The organism is Sphaerisporangium corydalis, assembly GCF_025506355.1.
Taxonomy (GTDB): domain Bacteria; phylum Actinomycetota; class Actinomycetes; order Streptosporangiales; family Streptosporangiaceae; genus Sphaerisporangium; species Sphaerisporangium corydalis.
Genome location: NZ_JANZYP010000001.1, coordinates 284,761 through 310,978, shown reverse-complemented (window position 1 = coordinate 310,978; position 26,218 = coordinate 284,761). Strand labels below are relative to the sequence as shown.

The following is a 26,218-nucleotide window of genomic DNA, read 5'->3' as shown; positions in this document are numbered from 1 at the left end:
TCTCCTTGGCGATCGAGACGCCATCGTTGGTGATCGTGGGAGCGCCCCACTTCTTCTCCAGCACGACGTTGCGGCCCTTGGGTCCCAGGGTCACCTTGACGGCGTCGGCGAGCTGGTTCATACCGCGTTCCAGGCCGCGCCTGGCGGCCTCGTCGAACGCGATCATCTTCGATGCCATTGCTGCTCCTGCTCCTGATGGGGGTCTGCCGGGACGGCGCCCGCGACGGACGACCCGCCGGTGGACGGACGTCCTCCGGCGGATCTCGCCGCCCCGGCACACACCCTGCGGTTGGCACTCTCCATGCGTGAGTGCCAGGCGTCTCGCCGCACTCTACCCACAACTTGCGTGATACGCACCTAGTGCGTGGCACGCAATGTTCGGGTAGGGTCGGCCCATGACCGACGACGCCATGGACCTCCGGGCACGCAACAAGCAGGCCACCCGGGAGGCGATCAGCCACGCCGCGCTGCGCCTGGCCATCGAGCAGGGCCCCCACGGCCTGGCCCTGGTGCGCGTCCATGACATCGCCGAGGCCGCCGGGGTCTCCTCCCGCACCTACAACAACTACTTCTCCAGCAGGGAGGAGGCGATCTGCGGCTTCCAGGCCGACCAGTCCCGGCGCGCGGGCCAGGCGCTGCGTTCCCGGCCCGCCGACGAGCCGCTCGACCAGGCCGTCATCGCGGCCGTGATCGAGCTGTACACCGACCCCGAGCCCGACAAGGCCGGCCTGCGCATGATCATGCTGACGCCCGCCCTGGAGGGCGAGGCGCTCAAGGCGTTCAGCATGGCCGAAGGCCCGCTCGCCGAGGCCATCGCGGCGCGCACCGGCGCCGACCCCGAACGCGACCTGTCCCCGGCCGTCACGGCCGCCGCCGTCGCCGCCGCCATCCGCGTGGCGGGCCGGCACTGGCTCACACCCGGCACCACCGACACCTTCGCCACCATCCTGCGCCACGCCCTGTCCTGCGTCCTCCCCGCCACCCCACCCGACGACCCGGCAGCCCGGTGACCTGCACGCACACCTGACCGCCGGGCGGGAGTAACGCCACATTCCCGGCACCATGCTGGTCCGGCCCGCGAACCGCAGCACCCCATCCGAACCGCAGCACCCCATCCGAAGCGAAGGGCACCCCCACATGCGAGCCAAGGGCATCGGCTACGACACCGGATTCAGTTTCGACGGCGTCCACCGCAGGCCGTTCGACCACGAGGTGGTCCGGCGCGAGCTGCAGATCATCCGTGACGACCTGCACTGCACGGCGGTGCGCACGTTCGGCAATGACCTGGACCGACTCGAGTTCGCCGCCGGTCACGCGGCCGACCTGGGCCTTGAGGTCTGGTTCTCCCCGTTCACCCACCAGCTCGACCCCGACCCGACGCTCGACCTGCTCGCCGACGCCGCCGGGCGCGCCGAGCGGATCCGCAGCCGGGGCGCCGAGGTCGTGTTCGTCACCGGGGCCGAACTGAGCCTGTTCAACCGCGGCTTCCTGCCCGGCGACAGCCTGGGGGACCGGGTCGACACCCTCCTCACGGCGGGGCCGAGACAGCGCGAGCTGCTGGCCGGGCTGCCCGCCCGCGTCAACGACTTCCTGGCCAAGGCCGTCACGGTGGTCCGCGAGCGGTTCGGCGGCAAGGTCACCTACGCCTCGATCCCGCTCGAAGGCGTCGACTGGACCCCGTTCGACATCGTGTCGGTCGACGCCCACCGCTCCAAAGAGGTCGCCGGCCTCTACCAGCAGGGCATCCGCGCACTGGTCGCACAGGGCAAGCCGGCCGCGATCACCGAGTTCGGCTGCACCACCCACCGCGGCGCGGCCGACCACGGCGCCCGCAGCGGTGAGATCGTCGAGTACGAGGGCGGCATCCCCGTACGGCTCGACGGCGACTACGTCCGCGACGAACAGGAGCAGGCCACCTACCTGCGCGAACTCCTGGAGGTGTTCACCACCGAGGGCGTCGACGCCGCCTTCGCGTGCACCTTCGTCTGCTACGGCCTGCCCTACCGCCCCGACCCCCGGGAGGACCTCGACATGGCCAGCTGGGGCGTGGTCAAGGGCCTGGAACACGGCCTCGGCGACACCTACCCCGACATGCCCTGGGAACCCAAAACCGCCTTCACCACCCTCGCCGACATCTACCGCACCCATTGAACGCCCGGGCTGCGGCGGGTGGTGATGCCGGTGCGGTATCGGGGGTGCGGGATCGGTGTTGGACGGGGTGCGGAGGTGGGCGGTGGACTGGGGGGTCCAGGTTGGTTCGCCGTCGCGGGATGCCGTGGGGTGGGCGGCGGTGGGGCGGGAGCAGTGCAGTGCTGAGGAGATGTCGTGTCAGAAGATGTGATGCCGGAACCCGTCGTGGATGTCGGGGGTGCCAGGGAGCTCGCCCGTGACGTGCTGGTCGTTCCCGACCGGCGGTTGCCGCTGGTGCCGAACATCGGTGTCATCGGCGGGCGGCATTCGGTGCTGGTCGTCGAGACCGGATTGGGCCCGCGGAACGCCGCGAAGGTGCTGGAGTTCGCGGCCGGCCACGCCAAGGGGCGCAGGCTGTACCTGACGACGACGCATTTCCATCCGGAGCACGCGTTCGGGGCGCAGGTCTTCGCGGGGGAGGCGACGTTCCTGGTCAACCGGGATCAGGCCGAGGACCTGAAGGTGAAGGGCCCGGGTTACCTCGAGATGTTCCGGGGGCTCGGCGAGGTGGTCGCGCGCGGGCTGGAGGGCGTCGAGATCGCGCTCCCCGATGTCGTCTACGACCGTGAGTACGACCTGGACCTCGGCGGCCGGGTGGTGCGGCTTCGGGCCACCGGCCGGGCGCACAGCAGGGGCGACCAGGTGGTCGAGGTGCCGGACGCGGACGTCCTGTTCACCGGGGACCTCGTGGAGGCCGCGCAGTTCGCCATCTTCCCGTGGTTCCCGCCGCACGACACCGACGTCTCGGGTACCCGCTGGCTCGCGGTCATGCGACGGCTGGCGGAGCGGGCGCCGCGCGTCGTGGTGCCCGGCCATGGGGAGGTGGGCGGGCCGGAGCTGCTGGCGGACGTACGCGACTACCTTCGGCTCCTGCGGGACGAGACGTGGGCCCGCCGCGATTCGGCGGCCGGCGAGCGGACGATCGTCGAGGAGGTCTCGGCGCTGATGATCGAGCGGCACCCGGAGTGGACCGGCCGGGAGTGGATCGAGAAGGGCGTCGGATGCCTGTGCGCCGAGCACCCCCCACCCGGCCCGGACCCGGTGGACTGAGTCCAGCGTCAGCACTCACGCCGGAGCGAGCTCCTGGACCAGGTCCGCTGGGATGAGTTCCGACGTCGGTACTCACCCGGGGGCGGTCTCAGCACTCGCCCTGGTGCGGGGCCGTTCCGCACGCGGCGAAGATCTCGGCCATCGCGCTGAGGAAGTGTTCGCGGCCTTCGGCGGTGAGGGGTGAGGTGAGGCGGTCGAGTTCGGCGGAGACGCGTACTGTACGCCTCGTTGATTATTGCGCTGCGTCGCGCCGGCCATCACCAAGGAGAGGTCACATGAGCTTCGACACCCCCAAGGGGACCCGCGGCGGCCGTCAGCCCGCCGGATTCGTGCCCCGATTGGTCAACAAGATGATGGCCAGGCGGATCCGCCGCAAGGGCGGCGCCACGTCGATGGGCTTCAGCGCCCTGGTCCTGACGACGATCGGCCGCAAGAGCGGGCAGGAGCGGACGACCCCGGTCGGCTACTTCCCCGGTGAGGACGGCAGCTGGCTGATCGTGGCGTCGGCGGCCGGAGCGGCGGGCAACCCGGCGTGGTACTACAACCTCGCCGCTCATCCCGACAAGATCCGGGTCGAGATCGAGGGCCGTACGGTGCCGGTGGCCGCCGAGCAGCTTCACGGGGAGGAGCGCGCGCGGGCCTGGGAGAAGATCATCGCCGCCTCGCCCCGGTTCGCCCAGTACCAGGTCAAGACGGACCGTGAGCTGCCGGTCATCAGGTTGGTGACCGCCGGCTGACGACCTTCCGCCGGTGACCGGTGACCGGTGACCGGTGACCGGTGACCGGTCACCGGTGACCGGTCACCGTGACTCCGGGGACGGCCGCCGCCGTCGCCCGGGATCGCGGCCCGCCCGAGCCGTCGCCGGGCCGGTCTTCCCGCCGGTCCTCAGCGGGCGGCAGGGAACAGGCCGTCGGCGACGAGGCCGGCGTGCACCGCCTCGCCGAGGGCGTGGACGGCGGACCGAGGGCGGACCATCACCGTGACCTCCCTGATCAGGCCCGCCTGGTCGAACTGGAGGAGGTCCATGCCGTGGATCTGCTTGCCGTTCACCTCCGCCCGGAACAGCAGGATGGCCGACGGTGCCTCGGTGCCGTCGGCGCCGGTCTCGGCGGTGCCGTCGAGGCGCCCGACGTAGCGGAAGTCCTCGAAGGTGCGCACCAGGACGCCGAACAGGCCCATGACGGCGGCCCTGCCGTCGAACGGGGAGAACGTCACCGGGCTGTACAGGCGGACGTCCTCGGTGAGCAGGGCTTCCAGGGCGGCGAGATCGCGGCGGTCCACGGCGGCCCTGAAGAGATCTCCGGTGGCCCTGGAGAGGTCTGCGGTGGTCATGAAACACTCCTTCCTACTCATGAATCTGATTAGTCATTTTATTGAGTATCATGACATGATTCCGTGGGAAAGAGGGGGTGTCCGATGGCGTTACGGCACGCCGTGCTGGCGGCACTGCTGGACGAGGAGCTCAGCGGGTACCAGCTCGCCAAGGCGTTCGACCTGGGCGTGGCGAACTTCTGGCACGCCCTGCCCCAGCAGCTCTACGCCGAGCTGGCCAAGCTGGAGAAGGAAGGCCTGGTCGCCGGCCGCGAGGTCGTCCAGGACACCCGGCCGAACAAGCGCCTGTTCACGGTCACCGAGGCCGGTCTGGCCGAGCTGGACCGGTTCGCGGCGACCGCCAACAAGCCCTCCTTCATCCGCGACGACCTTTTCGTGAAGGTCCAGGCCGCCGACCACGTCGACGTCGACGAGCTGATCGCCCAGCTCACGGAGCGGGCCGCCATCGCCGAGGCCAAGATCGAACTGTGGGGCGGGCTGTTGCGGCAGATGCGCGGCGATCGGAGCGAGGAGGAGTTCCTGCGCCACGGCGAGCGGATCGGCCCCTACCTGACGTGCCTGCGCGGTCTCGCCTTCGAGCAGGGCAACCTGGACTGGTGCCGCCGGAGCGCGGCGATCCTGCGGGAGAGGCGGGCCGCTCATGCCCCGCGATGAGTACCTGCGTTACGTCGCCCTGGGCGACAGCCAGACCGAGGGCCTCGGCGACGGCGACGACGTCACCGGCCTGCGCGGGTGGGCCGACCGGCTCGCCGAGCGGCTCGCGGTGACCAGCCCCGGCCTCCGGTACGCCAACCTGGCCGTGCGCGGACGCCTCGCCGCCCAGGTCCACACCGAGCAGCTCGGCCCCGCCCTCGCCCTGCGCCCCGACCTGGCCACCGTCGTGGCCGGTGTCAACGACCTGCTGCGTCCCCGGTTCGACGCCGACCAGGTGGCCGGCCACGTCGAGGCGATGTTCGCCGCGCTCACCGCGCAGGGTGCCCTGGTGGCGACGATCACCTTCCCCGACATCTCCAGGATCACCGCGCTCGCCCGCCCGATCGGGCCTCGCGCCGCCGCGCTCAACGACCGCATCCGCGCCGCGGCCCTGCGCCATGGGGTCGTCGTCGCCGAGACCGCCGGCCACGCGGTGGTCACCGACCCGCGCCTGTGGAGCCGGGACCGGCTGCACGCCAGCGTCATCGGGCACGAGCGCATCGCCGCGGCCGTCGCCCACGCGCTGCGGCTGCCCGGCTGCGGCGACTCCTGGACCTATCCGCTGTCCCCGCAGGTGGCCGCCCCCTCCGCGTGGCGCGCGGCGGCCGGCGAACTGCGCTGGGCCGGTGCCTTCCTCGGGCCCTGGCTCGGCAGGCGTCTGCGTGGCCGCTCCTCCGGCGACGGCCGCTCGGCCAAACGCCCGGACCTGCTTCCGGTCGCGGGCGGCGAGCCCGGCGGCCCGTCAGCGGCCGTGACCTATGGGCCGCCGGATCACGAGGCCGACGGCGGCCACAGCCGAGGGCACACGGCTGGATCGGCGTAGTCGGGGAAGCCGTCCCGCCCGGCGGCGACCAGCCGGTCGATCCCGTGGGTCACGGTCCTCCCGCCGGGGTCGTGGGCGACGACGTGGTGGTTGTCGCCCGGCTGCAGGTGGATCGCGATCGAGCGGCGCGGTTCCGTGCCGTGGTTGGGGCCGCTGGCGTGCAGGGTCCTGCAGTGGTGGAAGCAGACCTGCCCGCGCGTCAGGGTCGCCCGGACGACGCGCAGCTCGCGGTCGGCGGCGTGGCGGTCGATCGCGGACAGGTCCTGGTCGAAGAAGCTGAGGTCGGCGCCCTCGCTCCACCGATGGCTGCCCGGTACGAACATCACCGGCCCGTCGCTCGTGGTGATGTCGTGGAACGGCACCCAGGCGGTGAGCATCTCCTCGCTGGAGCAGCTTCGCCAGTACTGCCGGTCGGTGTGCCAGCCGACGTTGGCAGGACCGGACGAGCTCGGCGGCTTGTACAGCAACTGGTCGTGCCACAGCCGGATCTCCGGCCCGCCGGAGAGCCGCGCGGCGCACCCGGTGATGACGGCCTGGCCGACCAGGGCCGCCAGCTCGCGGACCCGCAGCGAGGCGTGGTCGTTCTTGCGCAGCACGTCGCCGTCGGCGGGCCGCCAGCCCCACGTGCCGTCCATGTCGCCGGGCAGCAGGTAGTCCACCTCGCCCGCGTGGTGGCGGCGCATGCCGCGCTCGGCGGCGTCGAGCACCTCGCCGCCGAGGATCGGCGGGGAGATCCAGTAACCGTTCTCACGGTAGAAGGCCACATCGTCATCGCCCGGCAGCAGGCCGGCCGGCGGGTGGACCGTTACGTTCGCCATACCCGGGATGCTAGGAGGAGCGGCCCAGCTCGCGCGTGCACCTGACCCGGGTGTACGTACATAATCCTCTGGTGTCCATCGACCGCCCGGCGGGGCTCAGCGCCGGCTTCCACGCGCATCTGCGCAGGGCCGGCGTCCCGGGGCTGAGTCACGCCGGCGACCAGCACGCCCCCTCCAGCTGGGTGATCGGGACGCATGTCCACGACGTCTGGGAGCTGTACCTCCAGCTCGCCGGGCCGGCGACCCGGTGGGTCGTGGCGGGCCGCACCTGGGAGGTGCCCTCGCGGGCCCTGCTGGCGGTGCCGCCGCGGGTCCCGCACGCGATGGCCACCTCCAGCACGGCGCCGTACCACTTCCACTTCGCCGCGCTCGACCCGGCCGTGGTGCTGCCGCCGGACGAACTGCGCCCGGTCTGGCGGCAGCGCCGGCCCTTCGTGATCACGGACGCGAGCTCGATGATCGCGCCGTTCGAGTCGTTCCTCCGCGAGGTGACCCGGCGGCAGCCGCTGCGCGCGGCCGGGCTGGCCCACACCGCCGCCATGGTGCTGATCGAGGCCTCCCGCCTGGCCGAGGGCCGGCGGCCGGGCCGCTCGCCGGCCGTCCACCCGGCCGTCGCCCACGCCCGGCGGCTCATCGAGACGCTCCTGGCCGAGGGCCCCACGGTCGCCGAGCTGGCCGCCGCCACCCACCTGTCGCCCGCGCACTTCGCCGAGCTGTTCCGCGCCGAGACCGGGGAGACCCCGGGCCGGTACCGCACCCGCCTGCGCGTCGAACGCGCCCGGCTGCTGCTCACCGAGACCGACCTGACCATCACCATGATCGCGGCGGACCTCGGGTACTCCTCGCCGCAGCACTTCGCGACCGCATTCCGCGCCGCGACCGGCACGACGCCGTCGGGGTTCCGCGACGCGGAGTCCTGAGACGCGGGCGCGAGGTCTCAGCCGGGGTCGCCGGCGCACAGCTGGGCGGCCAGGGTGTCGTGCGCCCAGCGTTCCCACGCCTCGGGCGTCCAGCCCCGGTCACGGACCAGGACCAGGTAGAGCTCCGGGCTGAGCAGGCCGTACAGCAGGTCGGCGGCGTGCCCGGCCGCCAGGCCCGCGTGGGCGCCCGGCTTGGTGACCAGGGCGCGCGCGGCCGTGGAATGGACGGTGAGGCGCGGGTCGGCGTCCTGGTCCCACAGCGGGGCGATCTCGGCGTCGGCCGCCGCGGCGGCCCGCAGCATCTCGATGATCGGGGCCACGCGTCCGAGCATCTCCGCCGTGCCGCGCACGTGCAGCCGCAGCTGGTCACGCGCGGTGCCGGCGTCGAGGGCCTCGCGGAACCACGGCCGGTCCATCGTTGCGACGGGTTCGCCGTCCCCCGCGATCGTCACGTCCACGAGCTCCTTCAGCAGCGCCCGCTTGTTGCCGAACGTGAAGTAGATCGTCTGGACGGCGACGCCCGCGCGTCCGGCGACGTCCTGGAGAGACGTGGCGCCGTAACCGTGCTGGACGAACAGCTCGCGCGCCGCCTCCAGCATGCGCAGGCGCGTCTCCTTCGCCTTACGCGCCCTGGGGACGCCGGTGTTGACTCGAGGCATGGCTATAGCTTAACTCTAGATACGAACACTAGAGTTCAACTTTAGTGATGTTCCGCCGGGAAACCAGGAGGAGACCGATGCCGACCATCGTCAACACCGAGCACGAGAAGGCCTGGAACGGGTGGGAGGGCGTCCACTGGGCCGAGAACCCCGCCCGCTACAACGCCCTGGTGAGCGCGTTCGACGACGCCCTGTTCCAGGCCGCCGCCATCGGCGAGCACGATCGCGTGCTCGACGTCGGATGCGGCACGGGGATCCCCACCCTGGCCGCCGCGCGACAGGCGTCCGAGGGGTACGTGGTGGGGGTCGACCTCTCGGCCCCCATGCTGGCGCGGGCCCGCGCCGACGCGGCGGCCCAGGGCGTCACCAACGTCCGGTTCGAGCAGGGGGACGGCCAGGTGTTCCCCTTCCCCGGCGGCGGGTTCGACGTCGCCATCAGCCGGGGCGGAGTGATGTTCTTCGGCGAACCGGTCGCCGCGTTCACCAACATCGGCCGGGCGCTGCGGCCCGGCGGCCGGCTCGCGTTCATGGGCCCGGGGCCCGGCAGGCCCGGCGGCGAGTACGCCCGTGCCACCGCGGCGCTCGCCCCGCTGATGCGCGGGCCCTCGCCCGCCGCGCGGGGAATGGGGTCGATGATCGACCCCGAGCGGATCCACGAGGTGCTCGGCGCGGCCGGGTTCACCGGCATCGGCGTCAGCCCGGTCGAGGCGGCGATGACCTACGGGCGCGACGCCCGCGACGCGGCGGACTTCATGCTCGCCATGGGCCCGGTGCGCCACAACCTGGCCGGCGTCGACCCGGCCGTCGTCGAGAAGGCCCGCGAGCAGCTGCGCCGCGACCTGCGGCCCTTCGAGACCCCCCGCGGAGTCCTCATCCAGGGCGCCGTCTGGATCGTCTCCGCCACCCGGCCCTGAACCCACGCACCGAGTCGTGCCGTCACCTGGCCGCGACCGCGCCGGGCGGGCGGATGAACCTCCGCCCCGCTCCGCACGCGGTGGCGACTCAGCAGTTCGGGATGTCGCGGCCGGTGTTGTCCTTGGCCTCGTCGTTGCCCCATTTGGCGAGGTAGTACGCGGACACGTAGGCGCCGCGGCCGTTCTTCCCGGGGTTCGTGCGGTCCAGGTCGGTGCGCAGCCACCAGTGGTTGAACTCGCCACCCTGCCGGACCTCGGCGCCCCACGCCCGGCAGTACACGTAGTTGGTGCCCTTGTTGAGGGTGCCCTGCGGGTCGCCGGGGTTCGGCTCCCGGTAGCCGGTCGCGTTGGTGAAGGTGTCGACCAGGTACTTCCCGCCGGTGCCGGGGGAGCCGCCGCCGAGCACGTTCGGGCGGCGGGCGTGGAACTCGCCGCCCGGCTTGACGCCGTAGGTGAGGACGCGGTGGTCGGTGCCGTAGCCGCCGCGCTGCTCGTAGGCCCAGTAGGACGTGTGCCCCGCGTCCGCCCACTTCTCGAAGATCACGACATGCCGGGTGTCGCTGTTCCCGATGGCGTCGATGACGATGTCGGCCGGGAGCAGGTCGGACATCGCGATCGGGCTGCTCACCCCGGGTGAGGTGAGCGCCACGGTGTTCGGGCCCGGGGCCTTCAGCCCGAGCGCCATCGAGACGTATCCGGAGCAGTCGGTGCGGTACCCGTTGTGGTACTTGCTCTGGCTGTACGGCACTCGTTGGGGGGTGCCGGGATTCCAGGTCTTCGCCCGGTCCAGGACGCTCTGCCGGGTCACGTCCGCCGCGCCGGCGGGCGAGGAGACGGTGGCGGGGGATCCGGCGCGGGCGTGCGCCGGGGTGGACGACAGCGGGGAGGTGACCACGACGCCCAGGACGGCGATCTTGATCAACAGCTGCTTACCAGACATCTGACTCCTTGTGCGTGGCTACGTTCGGTGATTGAACATATCGTTCTCGTGACCGTCCCGGCGGAGCGGACGACGGCGTTCCTGGCCGCCGGTGCAGGGATCGTCCACCGCGAACGCAAGCAACATCGACGCGGGCACAAGGAATCACCCCAGGTCACCGACCTGACGCCCAGGGAGGTGCGCACCGGCGGGGAGGACCGGCGGCGCCGTCCCTGTCCAGAACCGCCGCTTCCCGGTCGCGGCGAGTGCCCCCGGGCGTTTTGCCTTCATCAAACCGTCAACGTGGCCGGTGGCCCATTCGCCTTGGTCGTCAGGCGGTCCGGCCCGGTTTTTGCAATGAGGGGCGGGCGGAGGCGATACTGTCCATCCGCCCGCCGGTCCCGCCGGGCGGGGACCATGCGGAGGCGACCGATGCCGGGAGGCAGGCTGACCCACCAGGACCGCCGGCGCATCGCCGGGGGACTGGCCGAAGGGCTCACCTACACCGAGATCGCCAGGCTCCTGGAGCGGCCGATCTCCACCGTCAGCCGGGAGGTGGCCCGCAACGGCGGGACCGACGGATACCAGGCCGACCGGGCACACCAGGCGACCGAAGGCCGTGCCCGCCGCCGCGCCCCGTCCCCGGCCGCGCGGCCGCCGGCCGCCGCCCACGCCCACGGCCGCGACCCCGGCGCCGTCCGCGACCTGGAGGAGCGGTTCACCGCCCTGATGATCGCGACCGGGCTCCCGCGCATGACCGCCCGCGTGCTGACCTGCCTGTACACCACCGATAGCGGCAGCCTCACCGCCGCCGAGCTCGTCCAGCGCCTTCAGGTCAGCCCGGCGTCGGTCTCCAAGGCCATCGGCGAGCTCGAACAGCAGGAGCTGGTCCGGCGGGAACGCGACCCCCGCCGGCGGCGCGACCGGTACATCATCGACGCGGACGTCTGGTTCCGTGCGTGGCTGGCCAGCGCCCGGCAGAACGCCACCCTGGCCGAGGTCGCCCGCGAGGGGGCCGGGACCCTCGGCACCGCCACCCCCGCGGGCGCCCGCCTGCTGGCCATGGGCCGCTTCTTCGGGTACGTCGGCCACGACATGATCCAGGCCGCCGAGCGCTGGCGCCAGGCGCAGCCGGACGTCCCACCCGGCGAGAGGCCATCAGAGAGTCCCTAGGCGAACCCCTTGCGTGCGCGGCCGAGGCACCGGAACACTCCGAATAACTGAAATGACGGAGATTTGTGTTATTTCAGTTATGACGGTAATGTCATGCGCATGGCTTTCGATGATGAGGTCGCGTTCGCCGACGAGGTCGGCGGTCACTTCGCGCGGCAGAACTCCCTGCCGCCGATGACCGGGCGGGTGGCCGGATGGCTGCTCATCTGCGACCCGCCGCAGCAGACCATCGCCGAGCTGAGCGAGGCGCTGCGGGCGAGCCGCAGTGCCGTGAGCGGCGCCGTGTCCGTGCTGGAGGAGTGGTCCTGGATCCAGCGGTCGCGTGCCGCCGGTGAACGCGTGGACCGCGTCAGCGTCCATCCCGCGATCTGGCTGCGGATGGTGGACAAGCCCGCCGAGTACACCTCGCTCGGCGCGCTGGCCCGGCGCGGGCTCGCCGTGCTGGGCGACGCGCCCCCGGCCCGCCGGGCGCGGCTGCTGGAGACGGCCGCCTTCGCCGGCTTCTTGGCCGAGCGGATGCCCGCGCTCGCGGCCGAGTGGCGCGCCCACCGCGACGCCCTGCGCGCCTCGGGCGAGCTGCCCGGCGACCCGGAGCCGGGTTCCTAGCCCGGCGCGACGCCGCCCTCTTCTTCCCGCCGCCTTTTTCTCCCCGGTGCCCTGACCGCGCCGGGTTCCGTCACCATGCCCAGGCGCCGCCGCGCCGCGCAGAACACTAAAAGGAGAACCCTTGATGACGTTCGACTCCGCTCGCTGGCAGGCCCGGTTCGACGAACTGCGCGCCGCCCACCACGTGCCGGGGGCCTCGCTGGCCGTGCTGGCCGATGGGACCGTCCACGAACTGGCCAGTGGTGTGCTGCACCGGGGGACGGGCGTGGAGGTGACGACCGACTCGGTGTTCCTGTCCGGCTCGCTGGCCAAGGTCTACACCGCCACCCTGGTGATGCGGCTGGTCGACTCCGGCGCGCTGGACCTGGACGCGACCGTCGTGAGCGTGCTGCCCGAGTTCGCCACCCCGGACGCCGAGGCCACCAAGACGATCACCATCCGGCGGCTGCTCAGCCACACCGGGGGGCTGACCTGCGACTTCACCTACGACTCCGGCCGGGGCGACGACTGCGTGGCCAAGTACGTGGCGGCCGCGAGCGAGGTGGCGCTGGACTGCCCGCCCGGTACGGCCCTTTCCTACAGCAGCCTCGGGTACGTCGTGCTGGGCCGGGTCGTCGAGGTGCTGACCGGCCTGACCTGGGACCAGGCGCTGAAGGACATGCTCTTCACCCCGCTCGGGCTGGAGCACTCGATGACGCTGCCCGAGGAGGCGCTGCGGTTCCGGGTGGCCATGAGCCACCTCGGAGATCCCGGCACCGACCCCGACCCGGCCCCGGCCTGGGACCTGATGCCGCGCTCGGCCGGCCCGTACGGCAGGGTCATCATCTCGGCCGGCGACGTCGCCCGGTTCGCCCGGGCGCACCTGGACGGCGGCGTCGCCGCCGACGGCACCCGCGTCCTGTCCGCCGGCGCGGCGGAGGCGATGCGGCGGCGCGAGGCGGACAGCCCGGACAAGTGGACGGTCTCCGCCGACGGCTGGGGCCTGGGCTGGACCCTGTACGACTGGGACGGCGTCCCCGGTTTCGGGCACGACGGCGCCGCCATCGGCCAGTACTCCTACCTGCGCGTCGTCCCGCACGCGGGCGTGGCGGTCGTCCTGCTGACCAACGGCGGCGGCGCCGGGCACCTGTACGCCGACCTGTTCAGGGAACTGCTGGCCGAACTGGCCGGGGTCCGCATGCCCGACGCCTTCGCGCCCCCGGCCGTCCCGCCGGTGGTGGACATGGCGCCGCTGGTGGGCACCTACACGCGCGAGGGCGTCGTCACCACCGTCACCCAGGACGGGGACGGTGGCGCTCGCATCCGGTACGAGTTCGTCGACGGCATGAAGGACTTCTCCCCGCCGCTGGAGCTGGACCTGGTGCCGGTGACGGAGACGGTGTTCGCCGCCTCCGGCGCCGGCCCCGCCTTCAGCGAGGACCACATACCGGTGGTGTTCTCCACCCTGAGCGACGGCACCAGGTGCGTGTACGTCGGCATGCGTGCCACGCCGAAGACCTCCTGAGCCTAGGCCGGCGGTGTGGCGGTGACGGCCAGGTTCGCGCTCGTGGCCCCGAGGGTGAAGGTCCTGGTGACCGGGGTGCTCAGCCGGTCGTAGTCGCGGAGCCGGACGGTGAAGGTCGAGGGGCCGGTGGCGGTCGTGGTCCCGGTGATGGCGCCGGTGAAGCGGTTCAGGGTGAGCCCTGCGGGCAGGGTGCCGCCGGTGACCTCCCAGTCGTAGAAGGGGACGCCGCCCTTGGCGGTCAGGGTCTGCTGGTAGGCCTGGCCGGGGATGGGCCGGGGCAGCGCGGTGGTGACGATCGAGGGCTTCAGGAACGGCGTGAGGTTGCGGTTGAGCCGCCACCCGGCGTTCTCGGCCACCAGCAGGGACAGCTTGGTGAGCATCCAGCGGCGGGTGGGGAACAGGTGCGTCCAGCCGCCGCTCTGCCCGCTGATGCGGTCCCAGTTGGGCTGGTCGCCGGGGATGTGGTAGCTGGAGTCCAGCGGGACGGCGTGGCCCTGGTAGCCGATGACGTCCTGGTCGCCGGCGCCGCCGGAGGTGGCGTAGGCGCGCATGCCCGCCCAGTCGCTGTGGAAGGCGACGGCGTGGCCGTACTCGTGCATGACCAGGCCGTGGACGTCCAGCACCGATCCCTGGATGTCGGTCTTGTACCAGTCCTCGTCGGCCAGCGAGGTGAACAGCTGCTTGCCCGCCTCGTCGTACTCGAAGATCATCGCGGTCGAGCGGTGCAGCGGCCCGGCGACCCGCTGGCCGCTCCGGGTCTGGTACTTGCCGTTGGCGGCCGGGTAGCCGGTGGAGTACGGGGTCTGGATGCCGCGGAAGAACACGTACATGCCGGTGTAGGCCTGGTTGTTGGTCACGTTGACGGTGTTCTGCCAGTCGTTGCCCGGCAGGTGGTTGTTCTCCGCGCCCGCCGCCACCGTGTCGAACGGGGCCATGTCGAAGAACCGGAACCAGTCCTTCACCGCCTCCTCGGCCGCGGTGCGGAAGGCCGGCTGGGAGAAGTACCCGGTGATGGTGTCGTAGCGGTAGTCGAAGGTGATGGGGATGGAGGGCTGCAGCGCGGTCTTCTCGTCCTGCTGCACCCTGATCGGCATGGTCTGCTGGGAGCTCTGGTTGCCCGCGTCGGTGGTGGTGAGGCGGAGCGTGTACTGCTCGTCAGCGCCGGGCCCGCGCCTGGAGTGGATGGCCAGCCGGAAGTTCTTCTGGTCCGCGGCGCTGGAGAAGGTCAGCCGCTTGGTGGCGCCGGTGGCGGTGAGCCGGCTGGGCAGGTCCATCATCAGGCGCGAGGTGCCCTCGGCCCTGAGGTCGACGGTGACGGGGTAGGCCACCCCCTGCGGGGGGCGGACGGTGAGCTCGATGTAGGGATTGGCCAGGTAGCCCTCCCAGTCGACCAGTTTGACCCCGTAGTCGTTGACGGTCCTGCCGAACATGTCGACGACCGTGACGGTGGGGGCGGCCTGTGCGGCCCGCGCGGGTGCAAGCGTGGCGGCGATGAGCAGGAGCGAGATGACCAAGCGTTTCATGGCATGTGACCTCGGGTTCCGGGGAGCTTCCGACGGGAACGTGCGTGAGCCGTCACTGCAGGGCCATCCACTCCAGCACCCCGGTCGAGTACCCGGTCCTCGAGGTGATGTTCAGCCGCAGCCGGGTCGTGCTGACCTGGGTGAACGTGGTGACGTTGTAGGTTCCGGCCGCGACGCCGCAGGCCGACTGCCCCGGCACGTTCACGTACGCGCCGCCGTTCCAGTACTGCACCTGGCAGGAGGCGGGCAGGTCGATGCCCTGGTCGTCGTCGAACCAGTAGGTCGCGACCCGGCCGACGCTGCGGGCCGACGGCCACTGGTACTCGATCCATTCGGTGCCCGGGTGGTCCCAGTTGCCGTACGCGCCGTGGGCGTGGTCGGCCGAGCTCGCCGGGACGTACCCGTCCTTGATCGCGCCGAGGGTCTCCCAGGGGGACACGTACGAGGTCGAGGCGGTGGCGGTCAGCGCGTGGTTGGTGCCGGAAGGCGGGCCGCCGGTGCCGCCGCCGGTGCTGGTCTGCACGACCTTCCGCATGGTGCCGTCGGCGTTCCAGTAGAGCTTGTCCAGGGTGACCGACCTGCGGAAGTCACCGCCGCCCGGTGCCGCGGCGTTGTGGTAGACCATGTACCACTGGCCCTTGTACTCGATGATCGCCGGGTGGTTGGTGGTGGAGGACACCTGGTCGAGCACCACCCCGCGCTGGGTCCAGGGGCCCATGGGGTTGCTCGCGGTCGCGTAGCGGATACAGGCGTAGCCCGGGGCCGAGCAGCCGGAGTCGTTGGCCGCGTAGGCCAGGTAGTAGACGCCGTTGCGCTTGAACATCCAGGGCGCCTCCCAGAAGTTCGAGACGCCGCTCGGGGTGACGACCGACCCGCTGAGCGAGGTCATGTTGGCGTTGAGCCGGGCGGCGCGCAGCCCGTAGTAGGAGCCCCAGTACATGTAGACCTGGCCGTCGTCGTCGGTGAAGACGGTCGGGTCGATGTTGAGCGGTGAGGAGTTCGAAGTGCTGTCGCTGACCAGCGGGCCGCCCTTGGCGTCGGTGAACGGGCCGAGCGGGGTGTCGCCGACCGCCACCCCGATGTCCATCCACCCGGCGCCGTTGCCGTTGACCGGGACGTACCAGTAGTACTTGCCGTTGGCCCCGCGCTCGACCTCGCCGGCCCAGGCGTCCCCGCCCGCCCACGAGAAGTTCGCCAGCGACAACTTGGCCCCCTGGTCGGCGAAGGACGTCGCGTCGGAGGAGGTGAACACGTGCCAGTCACGCATGACGAAGTTGGTGCCACCGGCGGGCGCCTCGTCGTGGCCGGTGTAGAGGTACAGGGTGTCGCCGACGACGAGCGCGGCGGGGTCGGCCGTGTAGATGGCGGTGGTGATCGGCGCCGCGGCGTTCGCGGAACCGCCGGCGAACAGGACGAGTCCGAGGGTTCCGGCGAGGATCGCCGACCATCGTCGTTTCATGGAACCACTCCTTGAGGTGGGGTGCCCGCTGTGACGGTGGGGGATGTTAGCGCTAACACCAACAGGGCCGACGGGGGCCGGTGCGCTCGGCGTGACATGGCGTTCACCTTCGGCTGGGCCCGAGTTTTGGCGAAAACGACTAACCCGTCAAGGCCCAGTTTTCACCGGCAATCACCGCATATTTCATCACCGCAGGTGAGACGGCGTGATATCTAGATAAAAGGTTTTCGCAGCTTTCGGTGACGGCCGTGGCCGATGGCCGCGCCACATCGCGCCGGCCCGCCCCTTGCGGCGATACTGCCTCGACGGGAACCACCCTCACCGGCATCGGAGACGTCCGGCGCCGCCGATCGCGAACAGGACGGCAGACCGCTGAAATACACCATTCCCGGCATCCACGTGCGCGAGCACACACTCGACGTTCCGCTCGACTGGGCGCACCCCGGCGAGACGATCTCCATCTTCGCCCGTGAGCTGGTCGATCCCGCGCGCCAGGACGAGGACCTGCCGTGCCTGCTGTTCCTGCAGGGCGGCCCCGGCGGCAAGGGCCCGCGCCCGCTGGGGCCGGAGGGATGGATCGGCCACGCCCTGCGCACCCACCGGGTCGTCCTGCTCGACCAGCGCGGCACCGGGCGCAGCACCCGCCTCGACGGCCGGCGGATGGCCGCGTTCGACGACCCGGACAGCGCCGCCGGCCACCTGGCGCTCTTCCGCGCCGACTCGATCGTGGCCGACGCCGAGCACCTGCGGAAGTCGGTCTTCCAGGGGCGGCGCTGGGCGACGCTCGGGCAGAGCTACGGCGGGTTCATCACCATGACGTACCTGTCCCGCGCCCCGGAAGGGCTCACCGAGTGCTACGTCACCGGCGGGCTGCCCGCCCTAGAACCCGACGCGGCCGAGGTGTACCGGCGCACCTATCCGCGCGTCGCCGCCAAGAACGCCGCGTTCTACCGCCGCTACCCCCAGCACACCGAGACGGCCGCGCGCGTCGCCGACCGGCTGGCCGGTGGCGAGGTCCTGCTGCCCGACGGGGACGTGCTCACCGTGCGCCGCTTCCAGTCCCTCGGCCTCGACTTCGGGATGAAGCCCGGGTACGAGCGCATGCACTGGCTGCTGGACGAGGCCCTGGACGGCGGGGAGCCGACCTCCTCGTTCCTGTACCAGGTGCTCGCCCGCTCCTGCCGCGCCGACGACCCGCTGTTCGCCGCGTTGCAGGAGTCCGTCTACGGGCGCGGCTCGTGGGAGGCGGCGGAACGGGAGCGGGCCCGGCACCCGGGGTTCGCCCCGGACGCCAGGCCGCTGCTGTTCACCGGGGAGATGATCTACCCGTGGATGTTCGAGGAGATCCGCGAGCTGCGGCCGTTCCGCCCGGCGATGGAACGGCTCGCCGGGCGTGACTGGCCGCCGCTGTACGACCCGGACCGGCTGGCGGCCAACGAGGTCCCGGTGGTGGCCGCGGTCTACTACGACGACATGTACGTCGACGCCGGCCTGCAGCTCGCGACGGCCGCCCGGGTCGGCAACACCCAGGCCTGGGTGACCAACGAGTTCGAGCACGACGGCGTGGCCGGCGACCGTGTCTTCCCCCACCTGACCGAGCTCATGCGCGAAACGAACGGAGGGTGGGCCGGATAGCCTCCCGCCCCCCGAGTGTGGCCCGCCGCCCGCGAGTGTGAGGAGACCCGTTTGTCCCCTGTCGTGCTGTCCGCCGCGGGCACCTGCCTCGTCCTGGACGCCACCGGACCCGGCCTGCCGGTCGTGCGCCACTTCGGGGCCGACCTCGGCCCGGTCACCGGCCCCGTCCTGGCCCCGCTCCTCCCCGCGCCCGCACTGCTGCCCGCGCAGGGGGACGGCTGGTACGGCAGGCCCGGCCTGGCCGGCGGGCGCCCCGGCGAGCACTGGCCGGTGCGGTGGACCCGCGACGGCCCGCCCGAGGTCGAGGCCGAGGCGGGCCGGGGCGGCCGGGTGCGGACGGCCGCCGCCGACGAGCGGGCCGGGCTGCGGCTGGTGAGCGAGCTGGTCATGGACCCCCACGGCGTGGTCATGATGCGCCACGAGCTGACCGGCGCGTCGGCCTCGCCGTACCGGCTGGACGGCCTGACGTGCGCGGTGCCGCTGCCCGCGCGGGCGGGGGAGATCCTGGACTTCACCGGGCGCTGGGCGCTGGAGAAGTCCCCGCAGCGCAGGGCGCTCGGTGACGGCGTCTGGGCGCGGGAGAACCGGCGCGGGCGCACCGGGCACGACGGCACGGGGCTGCTGGTCGCGGGCACCCCCGGGTTCGGGTTCCGGCACGGGGAGGTGTGGGCGGCGCACGCCGGCTGGTCCGGCGGCCACGTCCACTACGCCGAACGCGTCCCCGAGGGCGCCACACTGCTCGCCGCGGGCGAGCTCCTGGAACCGGGGGAGATCACCCTTGGGGAGGGGGAGTCGTACCGGACCCCGTGGGTGTACTTCACCTGGTCGGGGGACGGGCTCGACACGGCCGCCGGGCGGCTGCACGACCACCTGCGGTCCCTGCGCGACCGCCCCGTCCGGCCGGTGACCCTGAACAACTGGGAGGCCACCTACTTCGACCACGACCTCGACCGGCTGCTGGCCCTGGCCGGGCGGGCGGCCGAGGTGGGCGTGGAGCGGTTCGTGCTGGACGACGGCTGGTTCCGCGGGCGCCGCGGCGACCACGCCGGGCTCGGCGACTGGTACGTGGACGAGGACGTCTGGCCCGGCGGGCTCCACCCGCTGGCGACCCGCGTGCGGGAGCTCGGCATGCGGTTCGGCCTCTGGTTCGAGCCCGAGATGGTCAACCCCGACTCCGTCCTGGCCCGCGAGCACCCCGAGTGGATCCTGGCGCGCGCCGACCGGCCGCCGCCCCTCCAGCGCCGCCAGCAGGTGCTCGACCTGGCCAGGCCCGAGGTCTTCGCCCACCTGCTCGGGCGGCTCGACGCGCTGGTGGGCGAGTACCGCCTCGACTACGTCAAGTGGGACCACAACCGCGACATCGCCGAACCGGTCCACGACGGCGTGCCGGGCGTGCACGCGCAGACCCTCGCGGTGTACCGGCTGATCGACGAGCTGCGCCGCCGCCACCCCGCGCTGGAGATCGAGTCGTGCTCCTCGGGCGGCGCGCGGATCGACTACGGCATCCTGGCCCGCACCGACCGCGTCTGGACCTCCGACAGCAACGACGCGCTCGACCGGCAGGCCATCCAGCGCTGGACCGGGCTGCTGGTGCCCCCGGAGCTGATGGGCGCGCACGTCGGCGCGCCGCGCGACCACGTCACGGGGCGGTCGCTGCCGCTAGCCTTCCGCGCCGCCACCGCGCTGTTCGGCCACATGGGCGTGGAGTGGGACCTGACCTCGGCCGGCCGGGCCGAGCTGGACGAGCTGGCGGTGTGGATCGCCCTGCACAAGCGGCTGCGCCCGCTTCTGCACGCCGGCCGGGTCGTGCACGCCGACCACCCCGACCCCTCGACGCTGGTCCACGGCGTGGTCGCGCCGGGGCGCGCGGTGTTCGCCTGCGTCCGGCTCGCCTCCGGGCCCGGCTCGGGCCCCGCGCCGCTGCGGCTGCCGGGCCTGGACCCCGCCGCCCGCTACGAGGTCCGCACGGCCGGCCCGCTCCCCCCGGGGGCGGCGCTGCCGGAGTGGACCACCGCGCCGGTGCGCCTGACCGGCGCGGTGCTGGGGGAGCTCGGGCTGCCGGGTCCCGGGCTGAAGCCGGCGTCCGTCCTGCTCATCGAGCTGGACGCCGTGGCCCCCGGGCAGGACGGCTGACGGGGGACGCCGCGCGTCGGACCGTGGAGTCGCGGCCTCAGACCGTGGAGTCGCGGATGATCAGGCGGCAGGGCATCCGGTGGACGCCGGGGGTGGCCCGGCCGTCGATGGCGGCGAACAGGTGCTGGGCGGCGGTGCGGCCGAGCGCCTCCAGGTTCATGTCCATCGTGGTGAGCGGGGGCCTGGTCTCCGTGGACAGGACCTCCCAGTTGTCGTACCCGATGACCGCGAGGTCCTCGGGCACCCGGCGCCCGCGCTCCCGGGCGGCCTCCACCAGGCCCGCCGCTATCTGGTCGCTGCCGCACACGACCGCGTCGGTCTCGGGGTCGGCGCGCAGGAGCACGTCGGCCGCCTGCCGTCCCCAGCGCTGCGACCAGGCGCCGTACAGGACCTGGCCTCCGGACAGGGGAAGCCCGGCCTCCTCCAGCGCGGCGGCCACCCCGGCGGCACGGTCGCGCGCCGCCTGGTAGTGCGTCGGGCCGGTGACGTGGGCGATCCTGCGGCGGCCGAGGGTCAGCAGGTGGCGGACGGCCTGCGCGGCGCCGTCCACGTCGTCGGGCACGAACGACACGTCGCCGGGGTCGTCGGACGGCGCGTAGGCGTAGACCACCGGCACCGTCACGTCCCGGCTGATCGACGGGCGGGCGTCGGTGCTCTCGCCCACCACGATCAGGCCGTCCACGCGGCGGGTCAGCAGGGTGCGGATGTGGTGCTGCTCGCGGATGACGTCGCCGCGCGCGTCGCACAGCAGCACGGCCATCTTGCCGGCGCCGAACGCGTCCTCCGCGCCGAGGAGCACCGGGATGCCGAATCGGCCCACGCTGTCGCTGGTGAGCAGGCCGACGGTGCGGGTCTGGCCGGACAGCAGGCTGCGGGCCAGGCCGTTGGGCTGGAAGGAGAGCTCCTCGGCGGCCTGGAAGACGCGCTGGCGGGTCTCCGCGCGCACCTGCCCGCGCCCGTTGAGCGCCTTGGAGGCGGTGGCGATGGACACCCCGGCGCGGGCGGCCACATCGGTGATCGTGGCAGGTCGTGGGGGAGCCATCAAAGGGAAAACCTTTTCTGTATGCGAACCTCTTTTCTGCCGAAGATAGTCGTCAACGTGGAACGCTGCAAGCTTTTCCAGGGCGACTGACGTGGCCGTATGGTGTGGTCGGTACCCCGAAAACCTTTCATGTCCGGGCCGGCCGCCCGGGGGTCACGTCGCGGCGGGACCGGTCGACTCGCGGACCACGAGACGTCCCGGATGCCGGATCACGCCGGAGGCGGGGCGCCCGTCCAGCGCTGCGGACAGGCACTCCATCGCGATGGCGCCCATGCGCCCGAGTTCCTCGTCGACGGTGGTCAGCGGGGGGCGGCAGTCGGCCGCGAGCGTCCGCCAGTTGTCGTACCCCACCACGGCGACGTCGCCGGGGACCGCGCGCCCGAGGCCGGCCAGGGCCTCGCAGACGCCGTCGGCGATCTGGTCGTTGCCGCAGAAGATCGCGTCCACGCCGGGGTCGGCGGCGAGCAGGTCGCGTGCCGCGTGCCGTCCCCACCGGCGTGACCACTCGCCGTACAGCGGCTCACCGCCGGCCGGCACGAGCCCCCGCCCGTCCAGCACCCGGCGAAGGGCGGCCGCCCGGTCGCGGGCGGCGCGGGAGGATTTCGGGCCGGTGATGTGCCCGACGCGGCGGCGCGGCAGCGAAAGCAGATGCTCGGCGGCCAGGCGCGCGCCCTCCGCGTCGTCGGCGAGGACCGACAGGTCGGCGAGGTCGTCGGACTCGCCGTAGACGTACACCACCGGGACCGGGATGTCGCGGGTCAGCGAGGGGCGCACGTCGTTGTCCTCGCCCAGGACGATGAACCCCTCGACGCGCCTGTCCAGCAGGGTGCGGATGTGGTGCCGGCGGCGGCCGGGGTCGCCGCGCGCGTCGCACAGCACCACCGAGGTCTCCGTGTCGCCCAGCGACTCCTCCACCCCGAGCAGCACCGGGATGGACAGGCGCCCGCCCGGCTCGTCGGTGAGCAGGCCGATGACGCGGGAGGTGCCGAAGATCGTCTCCCGCCCGGGCGGGAAGGACAGCTCCGCCGCGGCGAGCCGGACGCGCGACCGCGTCTCCTCGGCGACCTCCGACCGGTTGTTCAGCGCCTTGGAGGCCGTCGCAACCGACACCCCGGCCCGCCTGGCCACGTCGGTGAGGGTCACCGATCCGGAGCGACGTCGACCCACCGAAACCCTTTCGCGTTCGTTTCGCGGTGTCCGCGGGTGCGGAGCACCTCGGGATCGTGAGCTTACGTAGGAGATCTTCTACGATCACCGGCCCGCCCACCAGACCCCTGTTACCGAAACTTAACGTTGCCGAAAAGCTTTTCGGCGTTGATGGTGAACTCAGACGCGGCGTTGACCGCGTCAGACCCGACGATCCGGAGGCGCCGGTGGGCAGGACGAGGGCGGACCGCGTCCGGGCCCGCCGGCTGAAAGTTTCACCCGTTCCGTCCCTGTCCCCACCCCCCGAGGACGTGAAGTGATGCCAACGTTCGCCCGACTTAGACCGAGATCGCTGACGGTGACGGTGGTGCTCTGCCTCGTCGCCGGCACCTTCATGAGCGTCCGGCACGACGCCTCAGCGGCGCAGACGATCGGCTACCCCACCTTCTCCGGCCCCGCCGTCCCCGCGCCGCCGGTCGCCTACAGCACCGGCAACATGATGCAGGCGATCTACAACGCCGAAAGCTCCGGCACCGACTTCTGGATCGACCGGCTCCTCGGCCGCCCCGGCAGCGACCCCTCCGACGCCGACGGCGGCATCCTGATGACGCGCGGCCGGGCGCTGTTCATGAAGACCCACACCCCCGGCACGCTCGGCTTCGCCGGCAACGTCGCCTACATCGAGAGCGTCGGCAACCAGAGCGCGTTCACCGTGGCGGTCACGCCGGGAACCTTCAGCGAGCAGGTCAGCCAGCGCTGGCAGGCGCCCAGCCACTTCAGGAGCGTGCACACCAGCGGCTCGGTGCGGGTCGAGCAGACCAAGTTCATCACCCAGAACAACGTCATGGTGGCCAACCTGGCGATCACCAACAGCGGGTCCGCCGCCACCACCCTGCAGCTGCGGGCCACCTCGCCGTACGCCACCTCCGGCAGCGGCAGCGAGCTCACCGGGTCGGTCAACGCCTTCAACAACCTCACGACCCTGTCCACGCGCCTGTCGGGCGACGGCTTCACCGCCACCAGCGGCGGGCTCAACCGCTCGGTCTCGGTCGCCGCAGGGGCCACCGTCACCGCCAAGGTCGTGATGGGCTTCGTCGCCGGCGAGATCCCCGATTCGCTGAGCGACTACAACGCCTACAAGGGCTACAGCAACGCGACCGCGTTCGCCACGCACGTGCGGGCCTACAACCTGTGGTGGGCGCAGAACATCCCGTACTTCGACTCGCCCGAGCCGGCCATCAAGAAGAACTACTACTACCGCTGGTGGCTGATGAGGTTCAACAACCTCGACGCCAACATCCCCGGGCAGACCTACCAATTCCCCACCTCGGTCGAGGGCGCGCTCGGGTACAACAACGCCATCGCGCTCACCCAGCCGATGCACATCGACGACCTGAAGTACCTGCGCACCCCCCTGTACGCCTACGGCGACTGGCTGTCGGTCGGGCAGGTCTCCAAGGGCGGCCGGTTCCTCGACAACCCCGGCGACCCGGCCAACTGGTCCAACAGCTACACCCAGTACATCGGCGAGGCGGCCTGGCGCAGCTACCAGATCCACGGCGGCCAGCCCGCCATCGCGGCGAACCTCGCCAAGTACGCCGAAGGCGACGCCAAGGGCCAGCTCAGCTTCTACGACCACGACAACAACGGCCTGATGGAGTACGACTGGGGCGCGCTGACCGGCAACGACGCCGACGCGGTCTCCTTCCACTGGCGCAGCGGCAACCTCGACCGCACCGAGTCCGCCTACGTCTACAGCGGGGCCCTGGCCGCCGCGCAGGCCTACGACGCGATCGGCAACTCCGCCAAGGCGGCCGAGATGCGCACGCTGGCCACCCGCGTGCAGAACGCGGTCGTCAACGTGCTGTGGAACCCCACCGCCAAGGTGCTGCAGCACCGGCACGTGGCCACCAACGCGCTCGACCCGTGGAAGGAGATCAACAACTTCTACCCGTACTCGGTGGGCCTGATGCCCAACACCGCCACCTACCGCGAGGCGCTGCGGCTGTTCACCGACCCGGCCGAGTACCCGGTCTTCCCCTTCTACACCGCCAACCAGAAGGACAAGGCCGCGGCCGCGGCGGCCGGCAACCCCGGCAGCAACAACTTCTCCACCATCAACTCCACCGTCCAGTTCCGGCTGTTCTCCTCGGCCCTGCGCAACTACCCGAGTTCGTACATCACCACCGAGGACTACAAGAAGCTGCTGTACTGGAACGCCTGGGCGCAGTACGTCGGCGGCAACACCCAGTGGCCCGACGCCAACGAGTTCTGGGCCAACTGGAACGGCTCGTCCATCACCTACCGGTCGTGGATCCACCACAACATCCTCGGCAGCAGCAACTGGACGCTGATCGAGGACGTCGCCGGGCTGCGTCCCCGCAACGACAACAAGGTGGAGCTGTCGCCGATCGACATCGGCTGGGCCAATTTCGCGGTCAACAACATCCGCTACCGCAACGCCGACCTGTCGATCGTCTGGGACAACCCGGCCGACGGCGTGGTCAAGTACCCCGGCGTGCCCCAGGGCTACTCCATCTTCGTCAACGGGACCAGGGTCGCGACCGTCAACCAGCTCGTGCCGTTCGTCTGGGACCCGAGCAGCGGCGCGGTCACCTTCCCCGGCACCGCCGGCACGGTCGCCTTCAGCACATCCTCCCCGGGCCTGCAGGCGCCGCAACAGGTCGTCCAGTCCGACGCGCGCGTGGTCGACGCCCTGGCCAAGGCCGGGGTCGACCTCACCGCCACCCTGACCAACCTCGCCCAGGGCGCCACCGTGTCGGCCTCCTACACCGGCGCAGGCACCAGCACCGGCTCGGCGGTCGACGGGTTCCCGACCAACGAGCCGTACTGGGGCGCGGGCGGTTCGCCGAACGCCCAGGACTGGTACGAGGTGAACCTCGGCGGCGCCAAGACCCTGGACGAGGTCCGGCTGTACTTCAAGGACAGCCGCCCGGCCAGCGGCACCTACCGGCCGCCGGCGTCCTACCAGATCCAGTACCTCAACGGCAGCACCTGGACCGACGCCGCCTCCCAGGCCAAGACGCCCGGCACGCCGGCGGGCAACTACAACGTGGTCCGGTTCACCCCGGTCACCGCGCAACGGGTCAGGGTGCTGATGACCAACGCCTCGGGCGCGAAGACCGGCCTCACCGAGATCAAGATCTACAACCGGGGTGGCACCACCCCGCCCGCGGGCGGCGGCAACCTGGCGCCCTCGGCGACCCCCTCGGCGTCCTTCACCTCCGACTGGGAGTCGGTCGCCGCGCTCAACGACGGCATCGACCCGCCCTCCTCCAACGACACGGTCAACCCCCGCTGGGGCACCTGGCCCAACCAGGGCGAGCAGTGGGGCGCCCTGACCTGGTCGTCGGCGGTCTCGCTCAACCGGGCACAGGTCTACTTCTTCGACGACGACGACGGCATCGACCTGCCCGCGTCGTGGAAGCTGCAGTACTGGAACGGCAGCGCCTACGCCGACGTCCCCGGCGCCGGCGGCTACCCCCGCGCCGCCGACCAGTACAACACCGTGACCTTCACCACGGTGAGCACCACCCGGCTGAGAGTGCTGCTCCAGAGCGCCACCGGCCTGTCCGTCGGGCTCCTGGAGGTCAAGGCGTTCGCCCCATAAGGGCCACCGCCACCCGCGCGGGGGAGGCCACCCGCCTCCCCCGCCCC

23 protein-coding genes are annotated in these 26,218 nt (G+C 72.0%); 14 read left to right on the top strand and 9 right to left on the bottom strand.

The window, feature by feature from the left end:
* The coding region (locus tag NYZ98_RS01500; RefSeq protein ID WP_316249515.1) for a TCP-1/cpn60 chaperonin family protein at positions 1-178 on the bottom strand (178 nt) is incomplete at its 3' end.
* 217 nt (positions 179-395) lie between these two features.
* Between NYZ98_RS01500 and NYZ98_RS01495 the strand changes: the two genes are divergently transcribed.
* The 4 genes from NYZ98_RS01495 (at position 396) to NYZ98_RS01480 (ending at position 3,977) form a co-directional block, all read left to right on the top strand.
* Positions 396-1,010 (top strand): TetR/AcrR family transcriptional regulator, encoded by a 615-nt coding sequence (locus NYZ98_RS01495; RefSeq protein ID WP_262840592.1) that lies wholly within the window; start codon positions 396-398, stop codon positions 1,008-1,010.
* A gap of 127 nt (positions 1,011-1,137) precedes the next feature.
* On the top strand, positions 1,138-2,151 hold the full coding sequence (locus NYZ98_RS01490; protein WP_262840591.1) for a hypothetical protein: 1,014 nt from the start codon (positions 1,138-1,140) through the stop codon (positions 2,149-2,151).
* A 174-nt stretch (positions 2,152-2,325) separates the two neighbouring features.
* Positions 2,326-3,240 (top strand): MBL fold metallo-hydrolase, encoded by a 915-nt coding sequence (locus NYZ98_RS01485; protein WP_262840590.1) that lies wholly within the window; start codon positions 2,326-2,328, stop codon positions 3,238-3,240.
* Between the two features lie 275 nt (positions 3,241-3,515).
* Positions 3,516-3,977 (top strand): nitroreductase family deazaflavin-dependent oxidoreductase, encoded by a 462-nt coding sequence (locus NYZ98_RS01480; RefSeq protein ID WP_262840589.1) that lies wholly within the window; start codon positions 3,516-3,518, stop codon positions 3,975-3,977.
* A 149-nt stretch (positions 3,978-4,126) separates the two neighbouring features.
* Here the strand turns inward: NYZ98_RS01480 and NYZ98_RS01475 are convergent, their stop codons facing one another.
* A complete protein-coding gene (locus NYZ98_RS01475) occupies positions 4,127-4,573 on the bottom strand; it encodes a nuclear transport factor 2 family protein (RefSeq protein ID WP_262840588.1) in 447 nt (148 codons plus the stop codon).
* Between the two features lie 84 nt (positions 4,574-4,657).
* Between NYZ98_RS01475 and NYZ98_RS01470 the strand changes: the two genes are divergently transcribed.
* Together NYZ98_RS01470 and NYZ98_RS01465 are read left to right on the top strand one after the other, a co-directional pair.
* Positions 4,658-5,227, top strand: coding sequence for a PadR family transcriptional regulator (locus NYZ98_RS01470; protein ID WP_262840587.1), 570 nt, complete (start codon positions 4,658-4,660; stop codon positions 5,225-5,227).
* Positions 5,214-6,089, top strand: a complete 876-nt coding sequence (locus NYZ98_RS01465; protein ID WP_262840586.1) for an SGNH/GDSL hydrolase family protein — start codon at positions 5,214-5,216, stop codon at positions 6,087-6,089. The genes NYZ98_RS01470 and NYZ98_RS01465 overlap by 14 nt, the downstream gene beginning before the upstream one ends.
* On the opposite strand, the gene NYZ98_RS01460 is transcribed toward NYZ98_RS01465, so the two are convergent.
* Complete coding sequence (locus NYZ98_RS01460) at positions 6,038-6,907, bottom strand: phytanoyl-CoA dioxygenase family protein (RefSeq protein WP_262840585.1); 870 nt, start codon at positions 6,905-6,907, stop codon at positions 6,038-6,040. The genes NYZ98_RS01465 and NYZ98_RS01460 overlap by 52 nt on opposite strands.
* A 71-nt stretch (positions 6,908-6,978) precedes the next feature.
* Between NYZ98_RS01460 and NYZ98_RS01455 the strand changes: the two genes are divergently transcribed.
* The gene (locus NYZ98_RS01455) at positions 6,979-7,827 is read left to right on the top strand and encodes a helix-turn-helix domain-containing protein (RefSeq protein WP_262840584.1); all 849 of its coding nucleotides are present in this window, start codon (positions 6,979-6,981) and stop codon (positions 7,825-7,827) included.
* Positions 7,828-7,844: 17 nt separating this feature from the next.
* Here NYZ98_RS01455 and NYZ98_RS01450 read toward each other — a convergent pair whose 3' ends face one another.
* The gene (locus NYZ98_RS01450; RefSeq protein ID WP_262840583.1) at positions 7,845-8,486 is read right to left on the bottom strand and encodes a TetR/AcrR family transcriptional regulator; all 642 of its coding nucleotides are present in this window, start codon (positions 8,484-8,486) and stop codon (positions 7,845-7,847) included.
* A 77-nt stretch (positions 8,487-8,563) separates the two neighbouring features.
* Here NYZ98_RS01450 and NYZ98_RS01445 point away from each other — a divergent pair, with 77 nt between their 5' ends.
* The gene (locus NYZ98_RS01445) at positions 8,564-9,400 is read left to right on the top strand and encodes a class I SAM-dependent methyltransferase (RefSeq protein WP_262840582.1); all 837 of its coding nucleotides are present in this window, start codon (positions 8,564-8,566) and stop codon (positions 9,398-9,400) included.
* Between the two features lie 88 nt (positions 9,401-9,488).
* Here NYZ98_RS01445 and NYZ98_RS01440 read toward each other — a convergent pair whose 3' ends face one another.
* Complete coding sequence (locus NYZ98_RS01440; RefSeq protein WP_262840581.1) at positions 9,489-10,340, bottom strand: hypothetical protein; 852 nt, start codon at positions 10,338-10,340, stop codon at positions 9,489-9,491.
* Positions 10,341-10,751: 411 nt separating this feature from the next.
* Between NYZ98_RS01440 and NYZ98_RS01435 the strand changes: the two genes are divergently transcribed.
* The 3 genes from NYZ98_RS01435 (at position 10,752) to NYZ98_RS01425 (ending at position 13,602) form a co-directional block, all read left to right on the top strand.
* On the top strand, positions 10,752-11,492 hold the full coding sequence (locus NYZ98_RS01435) for a GbsR/MarR family transcriptional regulator (RefSeq protein WP_262840580.1): 741 nt from the start codon (positions 10,752-10,754) through the stop codon (positions 11,490-11,492).
* 99 nt (positions 11,493-11,591) lie between these two features.
* The gene (locus NYZ98_RS01430) at positions 11,592-12,098 is read left to right on the top strand and encodes a GbsR/MarR family transcriptional regulator (RefSeq protein WP_262840579.1); all 507 of its coding nucleotides are present in this window, start codon (positions 11,592-11,594) and stop codon (positions 12,096-12,098) included.
* Positions 12,099-12,222: 124 nt separating this feature from the next.
* Positions 12,223-13,602, top strand: a complete 1,380-nt coding sequence (locus NYZ98_RS01425; protein WP_262840578.1) for a serine hydrolase domain-containing protein — start codon at positions 12,223-12,225, stop codon at positions 13,600-13,602.
* 2 nt (positions 13,603-13,604) lie between these two features.
* On the opposite strand, the gene NYZ98_RS01420 is transcribed toward NYZ98_RS01425, so the two are convergent.
* Both NYZ98_RS01420 and NYZ98_RS01415 read right to left on the bottom strand, forming a co-directional pair.
* Positions 13,605-15,125, bottom strand: coding sequence for a putative Ig domain-containing protein (locus NYZ98_RS01420; protein ID WP_262840577.1), 1,521 nt, complete (start codon positions 15,123-15,125; stop codon positions 13,605-13,607).
* 52 nt (positions 15,126-15,177) lie between these two features.
* Positions 15,178-16,584 carry a glycoside hydrolase family 43 protein gene (locus NYZ98_RS01415; protein ID WP_262840576.1) on the bottom strand — a complete coding sequence of 469 codons (1,407 nt, stop codon included), beginning with the start codon at positions 16,582-16,584 and terminating at the stop codon, positions 15,178-15,180.
* A gap of 399 nt (positions 16,585-16,983) precedes the next feature.
* Between NYZ98_RS01415 and NYZ98_RS01410 the strand changes: the two genes are divergently transcribed.
* Both NYZ98_RS01410 and NYZ98_RS01405 read left to right on the top strand, forming a co-directional pair.
* A complete protein-coding gene (locus NYZ98_RS01410; RefSeq protein WP_262840575.1) occupies positions 16,984-18,219 on the top strand; it encodes an alpha/beta hydrolase in 1,236 nt (411 codons plus the stop codon).
* 51 nt (positions 18,220-18,270) lie between these two features.
* Positions 18,271-20,352, top strand: coding sequence for an alpha-galactosidase (locus tag NYZ98_RS01405; protein ID WP_262840574.1), 2,082 nt, complete (start codon positions 18,271-18,273; stop codon positions 20,350-20,352).
* A 37-nt stretch (positions 20,353-20,389) separates the two neighbouring features.
* On the opposite strand, the gene NYZ98_RS01400 is transcribed toward NYZ98_RS01405, so the two are convergent.
* Both NYZ98_RS01400 and NYZ98_RS01395 read right to left on the bottom strand, forming a co-directional pair.
* Positions 20,390-21,394 carry a LacI family DNA-binding transcriptional regulator gene (locus NYZ98_RS01400; protein WP_262840573.1) on the bottom strand — a complete coding sequence of 335 codons (1,005 nt, stop codon included), beginning with the start codon at positions 21,392-21,394 and terminating at the stop codon, positions 20,390-20,392.
* Positions 21,395-21,547: 153 nt separating this feature from the next.
* The gene (locus tag NYZ98_RS01395) at positions 21,548-22,561 is read right to left on the bottom strand and encodes a LacI family DNA-binding transcriptional regulator (protein ID WP_262840572.1); all 1,014 of its coding nucleotides are present in this window, start codon (positions 22,559-22,561) and stop codon (positions 21,548-21,550) included.
* A 298-nt stretch (positions 22,562-22,859) separates the two neighbouring features.
* On the opposite strand from NYZ98_RS01395, the gene NYZ98_RS01390 reads away from it, so the two are divergent.
* Positions 22,860-26,171: a discoidin domain-containing protein gene (locus NYZ98_RS01390; protein WP_262840571.1), complete on the top strand. Its 3,312-nt coding sequence runs from the start codon at positions 22,860-22,862 to the stop codon at positions 26,169-26,171.
* Positions 26,172-26,218 lie beyond the last annotated feature (47 nt).